The organism is Staphylococcus simiae (assembly GCF_017357005.1).
GTDB classification, from domain to species: Bacteria; Bacillota; Bacilli; order Staphylococcales; family Staphylococcaceae; genus Staphylococcus; species Staphylococcus simiae_A.
In genome coordinates this window covers 1422889-1443253 of record NZ_CP071589.1, presented here as the reverse complement: position 1 = coordinate 1443253, position 20365 = coordinate 1422889, and the positions used below count along the sequence as shown (strand labels likewise).

The following is a 20365-nucleotide window of genomic DNA, read 5'->3' as shown; positions in this document are numbered from 1 at the left end:
GTGTGTTAATTATGAAATTTGCAGTTATTGGAAGTCCAATTTCACATTCACTATCACCATTGATGCATAATGCTAATTTTAAATCGTTAAAATTAAATCATGAGTATGAAGCAATAAATATTCCAGTAGAACAGTTTGATCACATAAAAGATATTATTAAGGACAAAGAAATTGATGGCTTTAATATAACAATACCTCATAAAGAACGTATTATTCCTTATTTAGATGAAATTGATGAACAGTCAAAAACTGTCGGTGCAGTTAATACGGTATTAATTAAAGATAATAAATGGATTGGATTTAATACTGATGGCATAGGCTATGTAACTGGTTTACGTCAAGTATATCCAGATATCGCAAATGCTTATATTTTAATTCTAGGAGCTGGCGGTGCAAGTAAAGGGATAGCTAATGAATTAGCAAAATTTGTCAAACCAAAGCTAACAGTAGCTAATCGAACAATGTCAAGATTTGACAGTTGGCAATTGAATGTAAATCCAATTTCTTTAAAAACCGCTGAAGAACATTTGGATGAATTTGATATCATCATCAATACAACACCAGCTGGTATGGCTGGTAATGAAGAATGTATTATTGATTTGACTAATCTTTCTTCTGAAACATTAGTTAGTGATATTGTATACATTCCATACAAAACGCCGATTCTGACAAAAGCCGAGTTATTAGGAAATCCAATATATAATGGTTTAGATATGTTTGTTTATCAAGGTGCTGAAAGTTTTAAAATATGGACAGGTCATAATGCCGATGTTCAAGAAATGAAACATACAGTTTTAACACAGTTAAGAGGAGAATGTTGACATGTTAACAGGAAAACAAAAAAGATATTTAAGAAGTTTAGCACATAATATTGATCCTATTTTTCAAATAGGAAAAGGTGGTATCAATGAGAATATGATTCAACAAATTGATGATACTTTAGAAAATAGAGAATTAATGAAAATACATGTGTTACAAAATAATTTTGAAGATAAAAAAGATTTAGCTGAGCAATTAACAGTGGCTACAAAAAGTGAATTAGTACAAGTCATCGGATCTATGATTGTCATTTATCGAGAATCTGAAGACAATAAAGAAATTCAACTACCATAATTATGAAAAAAATTGTTCTTTATGGTGGTCAATTTAATCCTATTCATACTGCTCACATGTTAGTTGCTAGTGAAGTATATCATTATATTAAACCAGATAATTTTTACTTTCTCCCAAGTTTTATGTCGCCTTTAAAACAACACAACGATCAAATTAGTGTTTCACATCGTTTGACAATGATTCAAATGGTTGTCGATGAATTAGGGTTTGGACAAATATGCGAAGAAGAATTACAAAGACAGGGGCAAAGCTATACTTATGACACTATGTTATCTTTGAAAGAGCAATATCCTAATAGTAAAATGTATTTTGTTATTGGCACGGATCAATATGATCAGTTAAATAAATGGTATAATATAGAACAATTACGAGAATTAGTCACGTTTGTTGTAGTAAATCGTGATAAAGACAAACAAGAAGTAGAACAAGATATGATATCTATTACAATACCTCGTATTGATATTAGTTCATCTTTTATTCGACAAAGAGTGAAGGATAAACAATCAATTCAAGTATTAGTTCCTAAGTCCGTTGAAGAATACATTAAGGAGGAAGGATTATATGAACATTGAAAAAGCTAAATCACTTATAAAAGAAAAGTTACCAGATAAACGTTATCAACATTCTCTAAGAGTAGCCGAAACTGCTATGAAATTAGCAGAAATTTATGATGGAGATGTCAGAAAAGCTGAATTAGCTGGATTGCTACATGATTATTGCAAATACGATGATTTAGGAAAAATGTATCAAATCGTGAGACAATATGACTTAGGTAATGATTTATTAAGTTATGGTAGTGAAATACTTCATGGGCCAGTTGCAGCAGCAGTTATGGAACATCAATTCAATGTTAAAGATGAAGAGGTTCTATTAGCAATAAAATATCACACGACAGGACGACAACAAATGACTAAAACTGAAAAGTTAATATTTATTGCCGACTATATCGAACCTGAGAGAACAATACCAGGTGTTGATGACATACGTGATATGGCATACAATCAAGGAAGTTTGGATAACACAATTTATCAAATTTCAAAACGAACTGTCCTATTCTTAATTCAGAAGGATATTACAGTATATAATGCAACTATAAATTGTTTAAATTATTACAATTATAGTGACGAAAGAATAAAGGATGATTAAATGGATTCTCAAAATTTATTAAATATAGCAGTAAATGCAATAGATAACAAAAAAGGTGAAGATATTGTATCACTGGAAATGAAAGAAATAAGTGATATGACAGATTATTTTGTCATTACTCATGGTAATAATGAGCGTCAAGTTCAAGCTATTGCTAGGGCTGTTAAAGAGGCTGCAAATGAACAAGATATCGAAGTAAAACGTATGGAAGGTTTTAATGAGGCACGTTGGATTTTAATTGATTTAGCCGATGTTGTTGTTCACGTATTCCACAAAGATGAAAGAAATTATTATAACATCGAAAAGCTTTATCAAGATGCACCACTTGAAACTCATGGACAGGTTGTATATTAACGATGTCACAGTATGAAGGAATGAGTTATGTATATGATCGCTTAACACAAGATCAACCATATGATAAATGGTTTGAAATTGTTAGTAATATGAGTGAAGGACAAGCTAACATTTTGGATATAGGTTGTGGTACAGGTAGTTTAACTACTAAATTACAGAACTTAGGTCAAGTAACTGGTATGGATTTAAGTGTTGATATGTTAGCTGTCGCAGCACAAAAATGTCCGCATATCGTTTGGTTAGAAGGCGATATGACTGATTTTGAATTACAGCAACAGTTTGACATCATTACAATATTTTGTGATTCACTCAATTATTTATCTACCTTAGATGAAGTTAAATTAACATTTGAAAATGTCTATAAACATTTATCAGAGAATGGCGTATTTCTTTTTGATGTACACACCGTTCATAAAATGACTACTTTGTTTAATAATCAAAATTATATTGATGATAATGAAGACATCTTTTTAGCATGGCAAGCAATTGAAGGAGAAGAACCTTATAGTGTTTATCATGATATGACTTTCTTCCATAAACAAGCAGACCAAACATACACAAGGTTTGATGAATCACATTATCAAAGAACATTTGATGAACAAACTTATATTAAATTATTAATTGATTGTGGTTTTAAAAATATAGAAACATTTACCGACTTTAATGAAGATGAACATAATGACAATGCCGACAGATTATTTTTTAAAGTTAGTAAATAAATTTCAAAGAAAAATCACCGTCTCAAACGTGTAATTAGTTGAGAGGTGATTTTGTTGTATCAAAAATTAATTAACTATAAAGCATTTGTATGGCGACATAAATTTTTTATGATATCTATAATTTTAGCATTATTAGTTTTATTAATAGTGTTATTTCAAGACAATGATCATATTGATGTCAATCAAACAAACAATAAATCCATTGTACAAGAAAATACAGATGGCTTAACCAACTATAGTACTACTAAAGATGGTAAGCAGAACCAAGATAAAAGCGCTACAGAGAATAAAGAAGTATTTGTTGATATTAAGGGTGAAGTTAAACACCCTAAAGTCTATAAAATGACAACTAGTGACAGAGTGAGTGATGTATTAAAACAAGCAGAATTAACAACAGATGCAGACACAAGTAACATCAATTTGTCAGAAAAATTAGTTGATCAAAAGATGATTGTTATACCTAAAAAAGGACAAAATAGCAATTTAGTAGTAAATCAAGCTAGTAATAATAACAATTTAAAAGAAAAAGTTAATCTGAATTTAGCGACTGAAGACAGTTTTAAACAAATTCCGGGAATTGGTCAAACTAAAGCAAAGGCAATTATAGAGTTCCGGACACAACATGGCTCCTTTAATAACATTGAACAATTACGTGATATTAAAGGTTTCGGAAATAAAACTTATGATAAATTGAAAGAATATTTTACGCTTTGATTATTATTTTTCAGTTAAAATTCATTATAATATATTTAATCCTAAGTAAATTAGAATAAACAATCTTATGATCATATGGAAGGTGAATAATTTGGAAAGAATTAAATGGGAAGAATACTTCATGGCTCAAAGTCACTTACTTGCACTTCGATCAACATGCCAAAGACTGTCTGTTGGTGCAACTATAGTTAAAGATAATAGAATTATTGCCGGTGGATATAATGGTTCTGTTGCGGGAGAAGTTCATTGTATTGATGATGGATGTTTAATCGAAGATGGACATTGTATCCGAACAATTCATGCTGAAATGAATGCTTTATTACAATGTGCTAAACAAGGCGTATCAACTGATGGTGCGACTATATACGTGACACATTTTCCTTGTTTGAATTGTACTAAGTCAATTATACAAGCAGGAATAAAATATGTTTATTATGCACAAGACTATCATAATCATGAATATGCAATGAAATTACTAGAACAATCTGGGATAGTGTACAAAAAGATTCCTTTTTCACCAGAATATGTAGCTAAATATTTAACAAAAGGGTAAATCTTATTGTGTTGTATATAATGATTTCAATATTGGTGGGAGTATTCTGGCAAACATCTAAAATACTCTCGCTATTTATTTTATTTCTAGTCATTATGTTGGTGTTTATTAAGAAAAAGTATATTTATATACCATGTATAGCAATAGTTATCATCACTTCATCTGTATATTATTATCATGTAAAAACAATACAAGTAGATGATGTTAATTATTATATGGATCATAAGGAATTTAAAAATCGAGTCAACTTCATATCAAGTCAAAAAATTGAACACAATGCAATAAAGGGTAAGTTAAAGAGTAATAATACTAGTTTTGATTTTATTTATAAAGCTGACAACAAAGTTATTTCAAACGACATCGTCGGTTTAACATGTAATGTGACAGGTCAATTTTATAGTCCATATCATGAACATGTTACGTTAAAAATTAAAAGTATTGATTTTAAGAATTGTACCACAACTAATCAATCCAATATATTAACTCAATATAGAGAATATATTAATAACAAAATAAAATATTCTGGTGTTAAATATCCTGAACGTATTATGAGTCTGATAAATGGTGATACAACTTTAATAGATGACAATTATAAAGATAATGTTAAAAATTTAGGTATATACCACTTATTAGCAGTTAGTGGATCACATATTGCAATTATTATTTTTTTAATTTATCAACCATTAGTTAGATTAAATGTTCCTATGATGTTCATTAAGATTGTAACAATCGTAACACTCTTAGCCTTTGCGTTTTATACAAATTTTGCTCCTAGCGCTTGTCGGGCGATTATTATGGCAATTATTGTCATGCTATTACCTAAAAATTATAAAGTGGCTCCCATCAATATTTTATCCTCAGCCTTTGTTATCATGTTTCTCATTAATCCTTTAATAACAAACGATATAGGTTTTCAATTTTCTTTTGTTATATCATTTTTTATTATCTTTTTATATCCGTACATTTCAAGTTTATCGAAATTAAAATCACTCATTGCATTAACTTTTATTGCTCAACTATCCTCATTAATTGTTTCAATTCCTCATTTTAATCAACTACAGTGGATTGGCTTCTTTTCTAACATCCTATTCGTGCCATTTTACACCTTTATTTTATTTCCATGTACTTTATTGTTTTATATTATTTGCCATTTCATCCCACATTTATCTCTATTAAATATATTTATAAATAAGATTTTTGAGTTTCATGATTATCTATTAAAACTACTACTAAATATCAATAATTTTAATTGGTATATACCTAAAATGAGTAATATAACCTATATTGTTATTATAATTTCGATAGTGCTAATTTTAATATTTTTGGCGCATCATTTATTTAAATATGTCATAACACTTTTACTTATATTATTACTACTTTTAAATATTAATAGTTTTCAAAATCATCATCGGTTAACAATGTTAAATGTTGGACAAGGTGATAGTATTTTATTTGAAGGTGGAAGTAATCAGACCGTGCTAATTGATACAGGAGGGCAGTATGCGTCAAATCAGCGTAAAAAACATTTATCATTAGCAAAATACCATACTTTACCAGTGTTAAAAGAAAGAGGTATTAATAAATTGAATTATTTAGTATTAACTCATCCTCATCAAGATCATATAGGTGAGTTACCTTTTATTAGTAGCCATATAAAAATAGAAAAGATAATCATAAATAGTAAAGGTTATCCCAAAGCAACTTTAAAAAATATAATGAGCTTATGTGATAAATATAATATCCAATTATTAGATGTTAAGAATGTAATGAATATAAATTTTAAGGATACTACGATTAATTTTTTAATTGGTTATATTTATACAAGTGACGATAAAAATGAATATTCTATAGTAACATTAATAAAATATCGAAATATCAATATTTTATTAATGGGAGATGCTACAAAGAATAATGAAAATCTATTATTAAAGAAATATAATTTGCCTAAAATTGATATATTAAAAGTAGGTCATCACGGTAGTAAAACTAGTAGCAGTGAAGGTTTTATTAGGAAGATACAGCCTACAATTAGTTTAATATCATCTGGCAAACATAATAGGTATCATTTGCCCAATAACGAAGTGATAATGCTTTTGAAAAGTATTAAAAGTAAAATTTATAATACTCAACAATCTGGTCAAATCACGATAGATTTAGATAAAAATTTTGAAATACAACAAGAAGCATCTTAAAATCATTGTAGAGTCTTAAATATAAATCATGATATAATCTACTGATGTCTAAGTGAATGAAAGGGTGTCATTAATGAGTGACAATATTGTAACTATATATGGAGACGTACCTGAATTAGTAGAAAAACAAAGTTCAGAGTTGATAGATCAGTATTTACAAGAAGAGAAAGATGATTTTAATTTCGTAAAGTATAATTTATTAGAAACAGAAATATCTCCAATTATAGAAGAAACATTAACTTTACCTTTCTTTTCAGATAAAAAAGTGATTTTAGTCAAAAATGCTTTTATTTTTACAGGGGAAAAAGCTCCAAAAGAAATGTATCATAATATTGAACAATTAATAGAGTTCATTGAAAAGTATGATGGAGATAATTTAATCATATTTGAAGTATATCAAGCAAAATTGGATGAGAGAAAAAAATTAACTAAAACACTAAAAAAACATGCGAAAATAAAAAAAATCGAACAGATGTCAGAAGAAGATATAAAAAATTGGATTCAAAGTAAATTAAATGACAATTTTAAAGATATCAAAAAGGATGCTTTAGATTTATTTATTGAATTGACAGGCATTAATTATAATATTGTTTCTCAAGAAATTGACAAATTAATGTTATTTCTAGGTGATCGTCCAACAATAAATAAAAATGATGTAAATCAAATTATTAATAGAAGTTTAGAGCAAAATGTATTCTTATTAACAGAATATATCCAAAAAGGGCAAAAAGAAAAAGCTATTAATCTTGTTAAAGATTTAATAACTATGAAAGAAGAACCAATAAAATTATTAGCATTGATAACAAGTAATTATAGATTGTTTTATCAGAGTAAGATTCTAAGTCAAAAAGGTTACAGTGGCCAACAAATTGCCAAAACAATTGGTGTACACCCCTATAGAGTTAAACTAGCATTAGGACAAGTACGACATTATCAATTAGATCAACTATTAAATATCATTAACGCCTGTGCTGAAACGGACTATAAATTAAAATCTTCATACATGGATAAGCAATTAATTTTAGAATTATTTATCTTATCATTATAAAAGGATGAGACAGAATCGTTGCATATTTAAGATGATATAATTGGTAGTTTCTAGCTCGGAGTGTATCAAAAACAATTATAGTCCTCTATTTTTCAGGATTGATAAATAAAAAATAAATAATTTAAAATATAAATTATTTTGAAATCGAGACTCCTGTGGCTTGGGTGCGAGGCTTAAAAATATTTATGTATCAGTCCAATTTGGGAGAGAACCACAATTATTTGGTTAATGATTCTACAAAAAATAAAAGTTCAAGCAGATGCTTGAACTTTTATTTAATAAAGACTATTTATTTGCAGTCATTAATTGTGATTTAATACGGTCAGCTTTGTTTGAATGTATTAAATTGCTTTGAGCAGCTTTATCAACTAATTTAGTTGCTAAGCTTACTAATTCATTTTTATTGTCAGCGTTGTTTGAAACAGCTGTTTTTGCATTTTTAACTGCTGTACGCATAGCACTCTTTTGTGAAATGTTACGAGCTTCAGCTTTTTCAGTTGTTTTAACACGTTTGATTGCAGATTTGATATTTGCCATTTCTGTCACCTCCTAAAAGTGAGTTCATCTTATCAAATTTTTATTTGATTACAACAAGAAATATTTTATCAAAAGTCTATCCTTTGTGCAATCATTTATTTAATAGGTCTAACTAAAAACCAAGGTAAATCATAAATTATGTTGGAAACATAAATAATACGTTTTATAATTATAAGTACGTAATTTACATTTTAACATACAGCTTGTTTGTATTTAAATAAAATTTAAGACAAATGGCTAATTAGTTTACGATAATGCTGTTTGCAATTAATCACTAAAAACGTTATTATATCAAAGATACGAAAGATAATACGGGTTTATTTTATGAAAGTGAGAAGGATAACATGGATAAGCAGGAACGTTTAAAAAGAAGAGAAAATATAAGGAATTTCTCCATTATTGCACATATAGATCATGGGAAGTCAACATTAGCTGATAGAATTTTAGAGAATACTAAATCTGTGGAAACAAGAGATATGCAAAATCAATTGCTTGATTCAATGGATTTAGAACGAGAACGAGGCATTACAATAAAATTAAATGCAGTCCGTTTAAAATATGAAGCTAATGATGGAGAAACATATACATTTCATTTAATTGACACACCAGGACATGTCGATTTTACATATGAAGTTTCTAGATCTTTAGCAGCTTGTGAAGGTGCTATTTTAGTGGTTGATGCTGCTCAAGGAATCGAAGCCCAAACATTAGCAAATGTTTATTTAGCTTTAGATAACGACTTAGAGTTATTGCCAGTAATAAACAAAATAGATTTACCTGCAGCAGAGCCTGAGAGAGTAAAACAGGAATTAGAAGATATGATTGGTCTAGATCAAGATGATGTTGTTTTAGCTAGTGCTAAATCTAATATCGGAATTGAAGACATCTTAGAGAAAATTGTTGAAGTTGTTCCTGCACCACAAGGTGACCCTGAAGCACCATTGAAAGCTTTGATATTTGATTCAGAATATGATCCCTATAGAGGTGTAATATCTTCAATTAGAATTGTTGATGGAATCGTAAAAGCAGGCGATAAAATTCGAATGATGGCAACTGGAAAAGAATTCGAAGTAACTGAAGTTGGGATTAATACACCGAAACAATTACCAGTTGAGGAATTAACTGTTGGTGATGTTGGTTATATTATTGCAAGTATTAAAAATGTTGATGATTCACGAGTTGGTGACACCATTACTCATGCCAATAGACCTGCAAGCGAGCCATTACAAGGCTATAAAAAAATGAATCCAATGGTTTATTGTGGTTTGTTCCCGATAGACAATAAAAACTATAATGATTTAAGAGAAGCTCTTGAAAAATTACAATTAAATGATGCTTCATTAGAATTTGAACCAGAGTCTTCACAGGCGTTAGGTTTTGGATATAGAACTGGTTTCTTAGGTATGTTACACATGGAAATTATTCAAGAGCGTATTGAACGTGAGTTTGGTATTGAATTAATAGCCACTGCACCATCAGTTATATATCAATGTATATTAAAAGATGGCTCAGAAGTAACAGTTGATAATCCTGCTCAAATGCCTGAGAGAGATAAAATTGAAAAAATCTATGAACCTTATGTTCGCGCTTCAATGATGGTACCAAATGATTATGTTGGAGCAGTTATGGAATTATGCCAACGTAAACGTGGTCAATTTATAAATATGGATTATTTAGATGATATACGTGTCAACATAGTATATGAACTTCCATTAGCAGAAGTGGTATTTGATTTCTTCGACCAATTAAAGTCTAATACTAAAGGTTATGCATCATTTGATTATGAATTTATCGATAATAAAGAAAGTAATCTTGTTAAAATGGATATTTTACTTAATGGTGATAAAGTAGACGCCTTGAGTTTTATAGTTCATAGAGACTTTGCCTATGAAAGAGGTAAAGCATTAGTTGAAAAATTAAAAACATTAATTCCTAGACAACAATTTGAAGTGCCTGTTCAAGCTGCAATTGGTCAAAAAATAGTTGCACGTACAAATATAAAATCTATGGGGAAAAATGTTTTAGCTAAATGTTACGGAGGCGATATAAGTCGTAAACGTAAGCTATTAGAAAAACAAAAAGCTGGTAAAGCGAAAATGAAATCTGTAGGTAATGTTGAAATTCCACAGGATGCCTTTTTAGCAGTTCTGAAAATGGACGACGAATAAAACCAGTTTTTGTAAGATTTTATAGTATACATTAATGTGTCCAGGACCTTTACAAGTCCTGGATTCTCTTTTCTTTTACGAATTAAAATGAAAGTTTTAATAAAAACTAAAAATAATATCAGGCATAAGTAATAAAAAAATAGATTTCACAAAATATAGATATAGATTATGGGAGTGGGACAGAAATAAATTTTATATAAAATTTATTTCGTAGATGCCCGTCTTGCACATTTAGAACTAGTTAGATTTACAATCTTTACTAGTTCTTGCCCAACTTGCATTGTCCGTAGAATTTCTTGATGAAATTCTCTTTGTTGGGTCCCTATGCAGTTGCACTAATAGTGTCAACTGTAATCCTTTATAAAATTTTTCTATGACGGGTCCCTCCCACCCTGGCAAGACTGACTAGGTTTTCAAAATGGTGATTTATCAACGCTTTGAAAACCAGACAGTTACTGCCAAATGCTTAAATTTAAGTGTAAAATACATTTTGTCCCAGGCTCATCGAGTTTTGCGAATTTTATCATGGAGGAATAATGATGGTAGTAAAAAGTGCATATATACATATACCGTTTTGCGTACGAATATGTACCTATTGTGACTTTAATAAATATTTTATACAAAATCAGCCAGTAGATGATTATATTGATGCACTTATCAACGAAATGTCTCTAGCAAAAACTCGGAATTTAGAAACCATGTATGTTGGTGGAGGCACTCCTACAGCACTTTCAATAAAGCAATTGGAAAAATTACTAAAAGCTATAAAAGAAATATTTAATATTGATGGGGAGTATACGTTTGAAGCTAATCCAGATGAACTAACTGCAGAAAAAGTTCAGTTGTTAAAAACCTATGGTGTTAATAGAATTTCAATGGGTGTACAAACGTTTAATCCTGAATTATTAAAACTTTTAGGACGTACTCATCAAACATCAGATATATATCAAGCAGTTGATAATGCTACAAGTGCTGGAATTGAATCAATTAGTTTAGACTTAATGTACCATCTTCCAAAGCAATCACTTGAAGATTTTGCAAATAGTCTAGAAATGGCTTTAAAAATGAATATAAACCATATTTCTAGTTATGGACTAATCCTTGAACCTAAAACACAATTTTATAATATGTATAGAAAAGGTAATTTAAAATTACCTAATGAAGATTTAGGGGCAGAAATGTATCAATTTTTAATGTCGCGCATGAATGCGTCTCCATTTCATCAGTATGAGATTTCGAATTTTGCTAAAGATGGTTTTGAATCAGCACATAATAAAGTGTATTGGTTAAATGAAGAATACTATGGTTTTGGTGCAGGTGCTAGTGGTTACGTTAATGGAGAACGATATACAAATATCAATCCCGTAAATCATTATATTAAAGCGATAAAACGTGAAGGGAACGCTATATTGACTTCTAATATTCCTACTTTAAACGAAAAAATGGAAGAAGAAATGTTTTTAGGGCTAAGAATGAATCAAGGAGTTAATAGTCAAAGATTTGCAGAAAAGTTTGATCAATCTATGGATAATATCTTTGGTCAAACGATTGAAAGATTAAAAAATAATGGTTTATTAGTTGAAGAGGGTAAATTTATTAAATTGACAAATCGAGGTAAAGTTATTGGTAACGAGGTTTTTGAAGCTTTTTTATTAAATGAATAAAAATTTTAAATTTCCGAGTCTTTAACATTGACTTACTTTGACCAATTTGTTAAATTATAATTAGCACTTGAAAGAAGTGAGTGCTAATGAGGTGGAAACATGATTACAGATAGACAATTAAGCATATTAAATGCAATTGTTGAAGATTATGTTGATTACGGACAACCTATTGGCTCTAAAACTTTAATTGAAAGACATAATTTAAATGTTAGTCCAGCAACTATCAGAAATGAAATGAAACATCTTGAAGAGGCTAAATTTATAGAAAAGGTGCACAGTTCATCTGGAAGGTCACCGTCACAGTTAGGTTTTAGATATTATGTAAATCGTCTTTTAGAAGAAACATCTCATCAAAATACAAATAAATTAAGACGGTTAAACCAGTTGTTAATTGAGAATCAATATGATATATCATCTGCCTTATCATATTTTGCAGATGAATTATCTAGTTTATCTCAATATACGACGTTGGTTGTTCATCCTAATCACGGACAAGATATAATTAAAGATATTCATTTGATTCGTGCAAATAGTAACTTAATCATTATGATAATTGTTTTTTCATCTGGTTATGTTGAACATGTCCATCTTGTTGCTGATATATCATTTACTAATGATAAGTTAACAACTATATCTAATTTTGTAACTGAGAAATTTACTGAATATAATAATATAGTTAATGAAGAAATTGCGAACTTTGTACAATCAGAACAAGAGCGACTATTTATTGAACAACTTATTGAAGCGACGAAAGAACAACTATCCAATCAAAGTAATAGCATTTATATGGGTGGAAAGGTTAAACTGATTGATGCATTAAATGAATCAAATGTTTCATCAATACAACCTATACTTCAGTATATAGAATCAAATAGAATTACTGATTTACTTCGAGATATTTCATCTCCAAATATAAATGTAAAAATAGGAAATGAAATTGATGAAAGTTTAAGTGATATTTCTATTATTACTAGTCAATATCATTTTGATGAATCATTAAAAGGTCAAATTGCAGTAATCGGTCCTACTGCAATGCATTATCAAAATGTCATTCAATTGCTAAATAGAATTTGGTAATGATGATAAGAATTGTATTGGAGGGCAAAAAATGACAGAAAAAGATGAATCAGTTCAACAAACAACTGAAGAAACTATTGATGAAAATCAAACAACATCAAATAGTGAGAATGAATCAGTTGATGCAACTGAACAAGCTAATAATATAAATAATGATAATAATGAGTCATCACAAGACGACATCAGTGAAGAAATTGATCCGAAAGATCAAAAAATTGAAGAATTACAACAGTTAGCTGATGACAATGAAGAAAAATATTTAAGGCTTTATGCAGAATTTGAAAATTATAAACGAAGAATTCAAAAAGAAACTGAAACTAATAAAAAGTATCAGGCACAAAATGTGTTAACTGATATATTGCCAGCAATTGATAACATCGAAAGAGCGTTACAAATTGAAGGTGATGATGAAACATTTAAATCCTTACAAAAAGGTGTCCAAATGGTTCATGAAAGTTTAATTAGTGCCTTAAAAGATAATGGACTGGAAGTAATCGCTTCAGAAGGCGAATCTTTTGATCCTAATGTTCATCAAGCAGTGATGCAAGATGATAATCCTGATTTCGAGTCAGGTGTAATTACTCAAGAATTACAAAAGGGATATCGTCTTAAAGATAGAGTATTAAGACCATCAATGGTTAAAGTAAACCAATAATTCGGTTGAAAAAACATTGAAAATTTAATTTTAAAACAAATGGAGGAATTTTATTATGAGTAAAGTAATCGGTATAGACTTAGGTACAACAAATTCATGTGTAACAGTTTTAGAAGGAGACGAACCTAAAGTTATCCAAAATCCTGAAGGTGCACGTACAACACCATCAGTAGTTGCATTTAAAAATGGAGAAACTCAAGTAGGTGAAGTTGCTAAACGTCAAGCAATTACAAACCCTAATACAGTACAATCTATTAAACGTCATATGGGTACAGATTATAAAGTAGACATCGAAGGTAAATCATATACTCCACAAGAAATTTCAGCTATGATTTTACAAAACTTAAAAAATACTGCTGAAAGTTATTTAGGAGATAAAGTTGACAAAGCTGTTATCACAGTTCCTGCTTATTTCAATGATGCTGAACGTCAAGCAACTAAAGATGCAGGTAAAATAGCAGGTTTAGAAGTTGAACGTATTATTAATGAACCAACTGCAGCAGCATTAGCTTATGGTTTAGACAAAACTGAACAAGATGAAAAAGTATTAGTATTTGACTTAGGTGGAGGTACTTTCGACGTATCTATTCTTGAATTAGGTGACGGTGTCTTTGAAGTACTTTCAACAGCAGGTGACAATAAACTTGGTGGTGACGACTTTGACCAAGTAATTATTGACTATCTTGTAGCTGAATTCAAAAAAGAAAATGGTGTAGATTTATCACAAGATAAAATGGCATTACAACGTTTAAAAGATGCAGCTGAAAAAGCTAAAAAAGACTTATCTGGTGTATCACAAACTCAAATTTCATTACCATTTATTTCTGCAGGAGAAAATGGCCCATTACACTTAGAAATTAGCTTAACTCGTTCTAAATTTGAAGAATTAGCTGATTCATTAATTAAAAGAACTATGGAACCAACTCGTCAAGCATTAAAAGATGCTGGATTATCAAGTTCTGACATTGATGAAGTTATCTTAGTTGGTGGTTCTACTCGTATCCCAGCTGTACAAGAAGCAGTTAAAAAAGAAATTGGCAAAGAGCCTAATAAAGGTGTTAACCCTGATGAAGTAGTTGCTATGGGTGCAGCAATTCAAGGTGGAGTTATCACTGGTGATGTTAAAGATGTTGTATTACTAGACGTAACTCCTTTATCACTAGGTATTGAAATTATGGGTGGTCGTATGAATACGTTAATTGAACGTAATACAACTATTCCAACTTCAAAATCACAAGTTTACTCAACTGCAGCTGATAATCAACCAGCAGTAGATATTCACGTGTTACAAGGTGAACGTCCAATGGCAGCTGACAATAAAACACTTGGTAGATTCCAATTAACTGATATTCCACCAGCTCCACGTGGTGTACCTCAAATTGAAGTTACATTCGATATTGATAAAAACGGTATTGTGAATGTTACTGCAAAAGACTTAGGAACTAATAAAGAACAAAAAATTACTATCCAATCTAGCTCTGCACTTTCAGATGAAGAAATCGATCGTATGGTTAAAGATGCAGAAGAAAATGCTGAGGCTGACAAAAAACGCCGTGAAGAAGTAGACTTAAGAAACGAAGCTGATAGCTTAGTATTCCAAGTTGAAAAAACTTTAACTGATTTAGGCGAAAATATTAGTGAAGAAGATAAAAAAGGTGCAGAAGATAAAAAAGATGCACTTAAAACAGCATTAGAAGGCCAAGATATTGATGATATTAAAGCTAAAAAAGAAGAACTTGAAAAAGTAATTCAAGAATTATCTGCTAAAGTTTATGAACAAGCAGCTCAACAACAAGCTCAAGGATCAGAAGCTGGTCAAGATAGTGGTAGTACAGTAGAAGATGCTGAATTTAAAGAAGTTAAAGATGACGACAAAAAATAATTGGTTAAAATACCAATAAGCTTTAAAGATTAGTTAAAAAGTCAAAGTCAATAGTGCATTGGCTTTGGCTTTTTATTTGGATAGTGTTAAATATTACGTTAAACTATAAAAGTTAATTGGAAAAGGAGAGATAATTGTGGCCAAAAGAGACTATTATGAAGTCTTAGGTGTTAATAAAGATGCCTCAAAAGATGAAATTAAAAAAGCTTATCGTAAACTTTCAAAAAAATATCATCCTGATATTAATAAAGAAGAAGGTGCAGATGAGAAATTTAAAGAGATTTCAGAAGCATATGAAGTATTAAGTGATGATAACAAACGAGCAAACTATGATCAGTTTGGCCATGATGGTCCACAAGGATTTGGTGGTCAAGGATTTAGTGGCTCTGACTTTGGTGGATTTAGCAGCTTTGGTGGTGGCGGTTTCGAAGATATCTTTAGTTCATTCTTTGGTGGAGGTAGACAACGAGACCCTAATGCTCCACAAAAAGGTGATGATCTTCAATATACCATGACATTGACTTTTGAAGAGGCAGTCTTCGGAACTACAAAAGAAATTTCAATACGAAAAGATGTAACTTGTCATACATGTGATGGCGAAGGTGCTAAACCTGGTACTAGCAAAAAAACATGTAGTTATTGTAATGGTGCAGGACATGTTGCTGTTGAACAAAATACAATCTTAGGTAGAGTGAGAACAGAACAAGTATGTCCAAAATGTCAAGGAAGTGGTCAAGAGTTTGAAGAACCTTGTCCAACTTGTCATGGTAAAGGAACAGAGAATAAAACAGTTAAGTTAGAAGTTACGGTACCTGAAGGTGTTGACAACGAACAACAAATTAGATTAGCTGGTGAGGGCTCACCTGGCGTCAATGGTGGACCAAGTGGTGATTTGTATGTTGTATTTAGAGTAAAACCATCAGATACATTTAAACGTGATGGTGATGATATTTATTACAAATTAAATATTAGCTTCCCACAAGCATCATTAGGCGATGAAGTTAAAATTCCAACACTTAACAATGAAGTTATGCTAACAATACCTGCTGGCACACAAACTGGTAAGCAATTTCGTTTGAAAGAAAAAGGAATTAAAAATGTTCATGGATATGGACATGGTGACTTATATGTTGATATCAAAGTACTAACACCTACTAAATTAACAGATAAACAAAAAGAATTAATGCAAGAGTTTGCACAAATTAGTGGGGAAGACATTAATGAGCAACCTACAAATTTTAAAGATAGAGCGAAAAGATTCTTTAAGGGAGAATAATTTATGAATTGGACAGAGCTTTCAATTATAGTAAACCATGAAGTTGTAGATTTAGTTACCAATATATTAGAGAATAACGGGTCAAATGGTGTAGTCATTGAAGACTCTGACGACTTAGTAAATCAACCTGAAGATAAATTTGGAGAAATATATGCCTTAAAGCAAGAAGATTACCCAGCTAGTGGTGTGAGATTAAAAGCATATTTTAATGAATTGAAATTTAATGATCATTTACGCCAAACAATTTATCAAGCGATTTTAGATTTACCACAAATAAATGAAGATATGTTACAGCTTTCTGAGACTATATTGGAGGAATCAGACTGGGAAAATGAATGGAAAAATTATTTTCATCCCTTTAGAGCTTCTGAAAAATTCACTATTGTACCTAGTTGGGAAAGTTATTCAAAAGAATCAAATGAAGAATTATGTATTGAATTAGATCCAGGTATGGCTTTTGGAACTGGTGATCATCCAACTACAAGTATGTGTTTAAAGGCAATTGAACAATATGTAAAATCAACAGATGCAGTAATAGATGTTGGAACTGGATCAGGTATATTAAGTATTGCTTGTCATTTATTGGGAGTAAAACGCATTAAAGCATTAGATATTGATGACATGGCAGTGAATGTTGCTAAAGAGAACTTTGCTAAAAATCATTGCGAAAATGATATTGAAGCAGTTCCTGGTAATTTATTACAAGATGAAACTGAACAGTTTGATATTGTAATTGCTAATATTTTAGCGCATATTATTGATGAAATGATAGAAGATGCTTATAATACACTAAATGATGGTGGCTATTTTATTACTTCTGGTATCATAAAAGAGAAGTATGAAGATATTAAATCACATATGAAGCGTGTAGGTTTTACTATTATTTCAGTTCAACATGACAATGGTTGGGTGTGTCTAGTAGGCCAGAAAGTGAGTGAATAATGTGCAACGTTATTTTATAAACCACAACGCTGATGAAAGTCAGCGTTTTTTTATTACTAAAAAAGAAGATATTCATCATATTACCAATGTTATGAGAAATGCAATTGGTGATAACATTATTTTGACATTTGAAAACCAACAAGTGTATATGTGTGAAATAATGTCAATGTCAAATGATAGCATCGAGATAAAATTAATTGAAAAACAAAATATTGATACAGAACTACCTATAGATATCACTATATGTAGTGGATTAATAAAGGCAGATAAATATGAGTGGTTAATACAAAAAGCAACAGAATTAGGTGCACACTCATTTATTGCAGTAGGTATGGACCGTTCTATTGTTAAATTAAATAATACTAAAATTGAAAAGAAAATAGAACGTTGGCAAAAGATTATTAAAGAGGCAGCAGAACAAAGTTATCGTTTGACTATTCCCTCAATAAAATATCAGTCGAATTTAAAAAATATTTATGATACTATAGATTATTATGACTATGTTCTTGTAGCTTATGAAGAACAGGCCAAAAATGGTGAAATAAGCCATTTTAAACAAGCCTTACAACAATTCAAACCACAGGATAAAGTATTAGTGATATTTGGTCCTGAAGGTGGATTATCAGAACAAGAGATAGCATTATTAAGTGATGCAAGTTCATTAATAGGTTTAGGACCTAGAATTTTACGGGCAGAAACTGCACCACTGTATGTATTAAGTGCACTAAGTTATGAAAAAGAATTATTGGGGTGAATATTATGTCAACAGTTGCGTTCCACACATTAGGTTGTAAAGTGAACCACTATGAAACTGAAGCAATTTGGCAACTATTTAAAGAAGAGAATTATGAACGAGTAGATTTTGAAACAAATGCTGATGTATTTGTTATCAATACTTGTACAGTGACAAACACTGGAGACAAGAAAAGTCGTCAGATTATCCGTAGAGCAATTAGAAAAAATCCTGATGCTGTCATTTGTGTCACAGGTTGTTATGCACAGACATCATCTGCTGAAATTATGGAAATCCCAGGTGTAGACGTAGTAGTGGGGACACAGGATAGACATAAACTTTTAGGATATATTGATGAATTTAGAAAAGAGCGTCAACCAATCAACGGTGTTGGTAACATTATGAAAAATCGTAAATACGAAGAACTCGATGTTCCATATTTCACAGATAGAACACGTGCTTCATTAAAAATACAAGAAGGATGTAATAATTTCTGTACATTTTGTATTATTCCATGGGCACGTGGATTGATGAGATCTAGAGATCCTGAAAAAGTTGTAGAACAAGCTACACAATTAGTTGATTCTGGTTATAAAGAAATCGTACTGACTGGTATCCATACAGGTGGATATGGGCAAGATTTGAAAGATTATAATTTAGCTCAGTTACTACGTGATTTAGAAACTATCAATGGTTTAGAAAGAATTCGAATTTCATCAATTGAAGCAAGTCAACTTACTGATGAAGTCATCGATGTGTTAGAACATTCAACTAAAGTAGTTCGTCATCTGCATATACCGTTACAATCTGGCTCAGATACAGTATTAAAACGTATGAGACGTAAATATACTATGGAACGTTTCTCAGAAAGATTAACAAAATTACATCATGCATTACCAGATTTAGCAGTAACAAGTGATGTAATAGTTGGATTCCCTGGTGAAACTGAGGAAGAATTCCAAGAAACTTATGATTTCATCGTTAAGCATAAATTTTCAGAATTACATGTATTTCCATATTCACCTAGAATTGGAACACCAGCAGCAAGAATGGACGATCAAATAGATGAAGAAATCAAAAATGAACGTGTTCATAAATTGATTACACTTAGTAATCAATTAGGTAAAGAATATGCTTCTAAATTTGATCAAGAAGTTCTTGAAGTTATACCTGAAGAAGCAGGTGAAATAGAAGGAACATTAGTTGGTTATGCAGATAATTATATGAAAGTTCAATTTGAAGGTGATGAATCACTAATTGGACAAATTGTTAAAGTGAAAATTACTAAAGCTGATTATCCTATTAACATAGGCCAAGTGATTAAAGTAGTTGACCATGCATCAAATAAATCAGAGAGAGAAGTATTAGTGTAAATTTGATTGCTCTAAAGGACAATTACAATCATTTAATGTGATATACCGTCCAATAGATATAAGTTAGAAATAACTATTAAACGACTTTGTTTTAAATAATAGTTGAATCGATTATTTTTTATGATTATACGTCGCTAGTGTGAAATATGTTTCAAATAAAAAAGAAATTACTAATTGACCACAAATTGCATATATATTATACTTATTAATGCATAGTTT

At 30.3% G+C, this 20365-nt stretch carries 20 protein-coding genes; 19 read left to right on the top strand and 1 reads right to left on the bottom strand.

Annotated features, from left to right (window positions below; translation table 11 throughout):
- Positions 1-11: 11 nt before the first annotated feature.
- The 10 genes from aroE to holA all read left to right on the top strand — a co-directional run bounded on the left by aroE (position 12) and on the right by holA (position 7839).
- Positions 12-821, top strand: a complete 810-nt coding sequence (aroE, locus tag J3R86_RS06475; protein ID WP_207516590.1) for a shikimate dehydrogenase — start codon at positions 12-14, stop codon at positions 819-821.
- A 1-nt stretch (position 822) separates the two neighbouring features.
- Positions 823-1113, top strand: coding sequence for a ribosome assembly RNA-binding protein YhbY (gene yhbY / locus J3R86_RS06470; protein ID WP_002463167.1), 291 nt, complete (start codon positions 823-825; stop codon positions 1111-1113).
- A gap of 2 nt (positions 1114-1115) precedes the next feature.
- Positions 1116-1685 (top strand): nicotinate-nucleotide adenylyltransferase, encoded by a 570-nt coding sequence (locus tag J3R86_RS06465; protein WP_207516589.1) that lies wholly within the window; start codon positions 1116-1118, stop codon positions 1683-1685.
- Positions 1675-2259 carry a bis(5'-nucleosyl)-tetraphosphatase (symmetrical) YqeK gene (yqeK, locus tag J3R86_RS06460; RefSeq protein WP_207516588.1) on the top strand — a complete coding sequence of 195 codons (585 nt, stop codon included), beginning with the start codon at positions 1675-1677 and terminating at the stop codon, positions 2257-2259. Before J3R86_RS06465 ends, yqeK begins: the two co-directional genes overlap by 11 nt.
- Positions 2260-2613, top strand: a complete 354-nt coding sequence (gene rsfS / locus J3R86_RS06455; RefSeq protein ID WP_207516587.1) for a ribosome silencing factor — start codon at positions 2260-2262, stop codon at positions 2611-2613.
- Positions 2614-2615: 2 nt separating this feature from the next.
- Positions 2616-3332, top strand: coding sequence for a class I SAM-dependent DNA methyltransferase (locus J3R86_RS06450; RefSeq protein WP_207516586.1), 717 nt, complete (start codon positions 2616-2618; stop codon positions 3330-3332).
- Between the two features lie 108 nt (positions 3333-3440).
- Positions 3441-4046 (top strand): helix-hairpin-helix domain-containing protein, encoded by a 606-nt coding sequence (locus J3R86_RS06445; protein WP_207516585.1) that lies wholly within the window; start codon positions 3441-3443, stop codon positions 4044-4046.
- 91 nt (positions 4047-4137) lie between these two features.
- On the top strand, positions 4138-4599 hold the full coding sequence (locus J3R86_RS06440) for a ComE operon protein 2 (protein WP_002462164.1): 462 nt from the start codon (positions 4138-4140) through the stop codon (positions 4597-4599).
- Positions 4600-4619: 20 nt separating this feature from the next.
- The gene (locus J3R86_RS06435; protein ID WP_242685716.1) at positions 4620-6791 is read left to right on the top strand and encodes a DNA internalization-related competence protein ComEC/Rec2; all 2172 of its coding nucleotides are present in this window, start codon (positions 4620-4622) and stop codon (positions 6789-6791) included.
- A 73-nt stretch (positions 6792-6864) separates the two neighbouring features.
- On the top strand, positions 6865-7839 hold the full coding sequence (holA, locus tag J3R86_RS06430; protein WP_207516583.1) for a DNA polymerase III subunit delta: 975 nt from the start codon (positions 6865-6867) through the stop codon (positions 7837-7839).
- Between the two features lie 285 nt (positions 7840-8124).
- On the opposite strand, the gene rpsT is transcribed toward holA, so the two are convergent.
- Entirely contained in the window at positions 8125-8376 is a 252-nt protein-coding gene (gene rpsT, locus J3R86_RS06425) for a 30S ribosomal protein S20 (RefSeq protein ID WP_207516582.1), read from the bottom strand.
- Between the two features lie 344 nt (positions 8377-8720).
- On the opposite strand from rpsT, the gene lepA reads away from it, so the two are divergent.
- The 9 genes from lepA to mtaB all read left to right on the top strand — a co-directional run bounded on the left by lepA (position 8721) and on the right by mtaB (position 20146).
- The gene (gene lepA, locus J3R86_RS06420) at positions 8721-10544 is read left to right on the top strand and encodes a translation elongation factor 4 (RefSeq protein ID WP_207516581.1); all 1824 of its coding nucleotides are present in this window, start codon (positions 8721-8723) and stop codon (positions 10542-10544) included.
- A gap of 539 nt (positions 10545-11083) precedes the next feature.
- A complete protein-coding gene (hemW, locus tag J3R86_RS06415) occupies positions 11084-12208 on the top strand; it encodes a radical SAM family heme chaperone HemW (protein WP_207516580.1) in 1125 nt (374 codons plus the stop codon).
- Positions 12209-12307: 99 nt separating this feature from the next.
- Positions 12308-13285, top strand: a complete 978-nt coding sequence (hrcA, locus tag J3R86_RS06410) for a heat-inducible transcriptional repressor HrcA (RefSeq protein WP_207516579.1) — start codon at positions 12308-12310, stop codon at positions 13283-13285.
- A gap of 31 nt (positions 13286-13316) precedes the next feature.
- On the top strand, positions 13317-13940 hold the full coding sequence (gene grpE, locus J3R86_RS06405; protein ID WP_207516578.1) for a nucleotide exchange factor GrpE: 624 nt from the start codon (positions 13317-13319) through the stop codon (positions 13938-13940).
- 55 nt (positions 13941-13995) lie between these two features.
- Positions 13996-15822, top strand: coding sequence for a molecular chaperone DnaK (gene dnaK, locus J3R86_RS06400; protein ID WP_207516577.1), 1827 nt, complete (start codon positions 13996-13998; stop codon positions 15820-15822).
- Positions 15823-15958: 136 nt separating this feature from the next.
- Entirely contained in the window at positions 15959-17098 is a 1140-nt protein-coding gene (gene dnaJ, locus J3R86_RS06395) for a molecular chaperone DnaJ (RefSeq protein WP_207516576.1), read from the top strand.
- Positions 17099-17101: 3 nt separating this feature from the next.
- A complete protein-coding gene (gene prmA / locus J3R86_RS06390) occupies positions 17102-18040 on the top strand; it encodes a 50S ribosomal protein L11 methyltransferase (RefSeq protein WP_207516575.1) in 939 nt (312 codons plus the stop codon).
- Between the two features lies 1 nt (position 18041).
- On the top strand, positions 18042-18794 hold the full coding sequence (locus J3R86_RS06385) for a 16S rRNA (uracil(1498)-N(3))-methyltransferase (protein ID WP_207516574.1): 753 nt from the start codon (positions 18042-18044) through the stop codon (positions 18792-18794).
- Between the two features lie 5 nt (positions 18795-18799).
- On the top strand, positions 18800-20146 hold the full coding sequence (mtaB, locus tag J3R86_RS06380; protein ID WP_207516573.1) for a tRNA (N(6)-L-threonylcarbamoyladenosine(37)-C(2))-methylthiotransferase MtaB: 1347 nt from the start codon (positions 18800-18802) through the stop codon (positions 20144-20146).
- Positions 20147-20365: the final 219 nt, after the last annotated feature.

Excerpts from the sequence above, each read along its gene's own strand:
- hrcA (WP_207516579.1), top strand. The coding sequence starts at position 12,308 with ATGATTACAGATAGACAATTAAGCATATTAAATGCAATTGTTGAAGAT.
- rsfS (WP_207516587.1), top strand. The coding sequence starts at position 2,260 with ATGGATTCTCAAAATTTATTAAATATAGCAGTAAATGCAATAGATAAC.
- J3R86_RS06450 (WP_207516586.1), top strand. The coding sequence starts at position 2,616 with ATGTCACAGTATGAAGGAATGAGTTATGTATATGATCGCTTAACACAA.
- hemW (WP_207516580.1), top strand. The coding sequence starts at position 11,084 with ATGGTAGTAAAAAGTGCATATATACATATACCGTTTTGCGTACGAATA.
- J3R86_RS06435 (WP_242685716.1), top strand. The coding sequence starts at position 4,620 with ATGATTTCAATATTGGTGGGAGTATTCTGGCAAACATCTAAAATACTC.
- rpsT (WP_207516582.1), bottom strand. The coding sequence starts at position 8,376 with ATGGCAAATATCAAATCTGCAATCAAACGTGTTAAAACAACTGAAAAA.
- yqeK (WP_207516588.1), top strand. The coding sequence starts at position 1,675 with ATGAACATTGAAAAAGCTAAATCACTTATAAAAGAAAAGTTACCAGAT.
- holA (WP_207516583.1), top strand. The coding sequence starts at position 6,865 with ATGAGTGACAATATTGTAACTATATATGGAGACGTACCTGAATTAGTA.
- dnaK (WP_207516577.1), top strand. The coding sequence starts at position 13,996 with ATGAGTAAAGTAATCGGTATAGACTTAGGTACAACAAATTCATGTGTA.
- J3R86_RS06445 (WP_207516585.1), top strand. The coding sequence starts at position 3,441 with ATGATATCTATAATTTTAGCATTATTAGTTTTATTAATAGTGTTATTT.
- yhbY (WP_002463167.1), top strand. The coding sequence starts at position 823 with ATGTTAACAGGAAAACAAAAAAGATATTTAAGAAGTTTAGCACATAAT.
- mtaB (WP_207516573.1), top strand. The coding sequence starts at position 18,800 with ATGTCAACAGTTGCGTTCCACACATTAGGTTGTAAAGTGAACCACTAT.
- aroE (WP_207516590.1), top strand. The coding sequence starts at position 12 with ATGAAATTTGCAGTTATTGGAAGTCCAATTTCACATTCACTATCACCA.
- J3R86_RS06465 (WP_207516589.1), top strand. The coding sequence starts at position 1,116 with ATGAAAAAAATTGTTCTTTATGGTGGTCAATTTAATCCTATTCATACT.
- grpE (WP_207516578.1), top strand. The coding sequence starts at position 13,317 with ATGACAGAAAAAGATGAATCAGTTCAACAAACAACTGAAGAAACTATT.
- prmA (WP_207516575.1), top strand. The coding sequence starts at position 17,102 with ATGAATTGGACAGAGCTTTCAATTATAGTAAACCATGAAGTTGTAGAT.
- lepA (WP_207516581.1), top strand. The coding sequence starts at position 8,721 with ATGGATAAGCAGGAACGTTTAAAAAGAAGAGAAAATATAAGGAATTTC.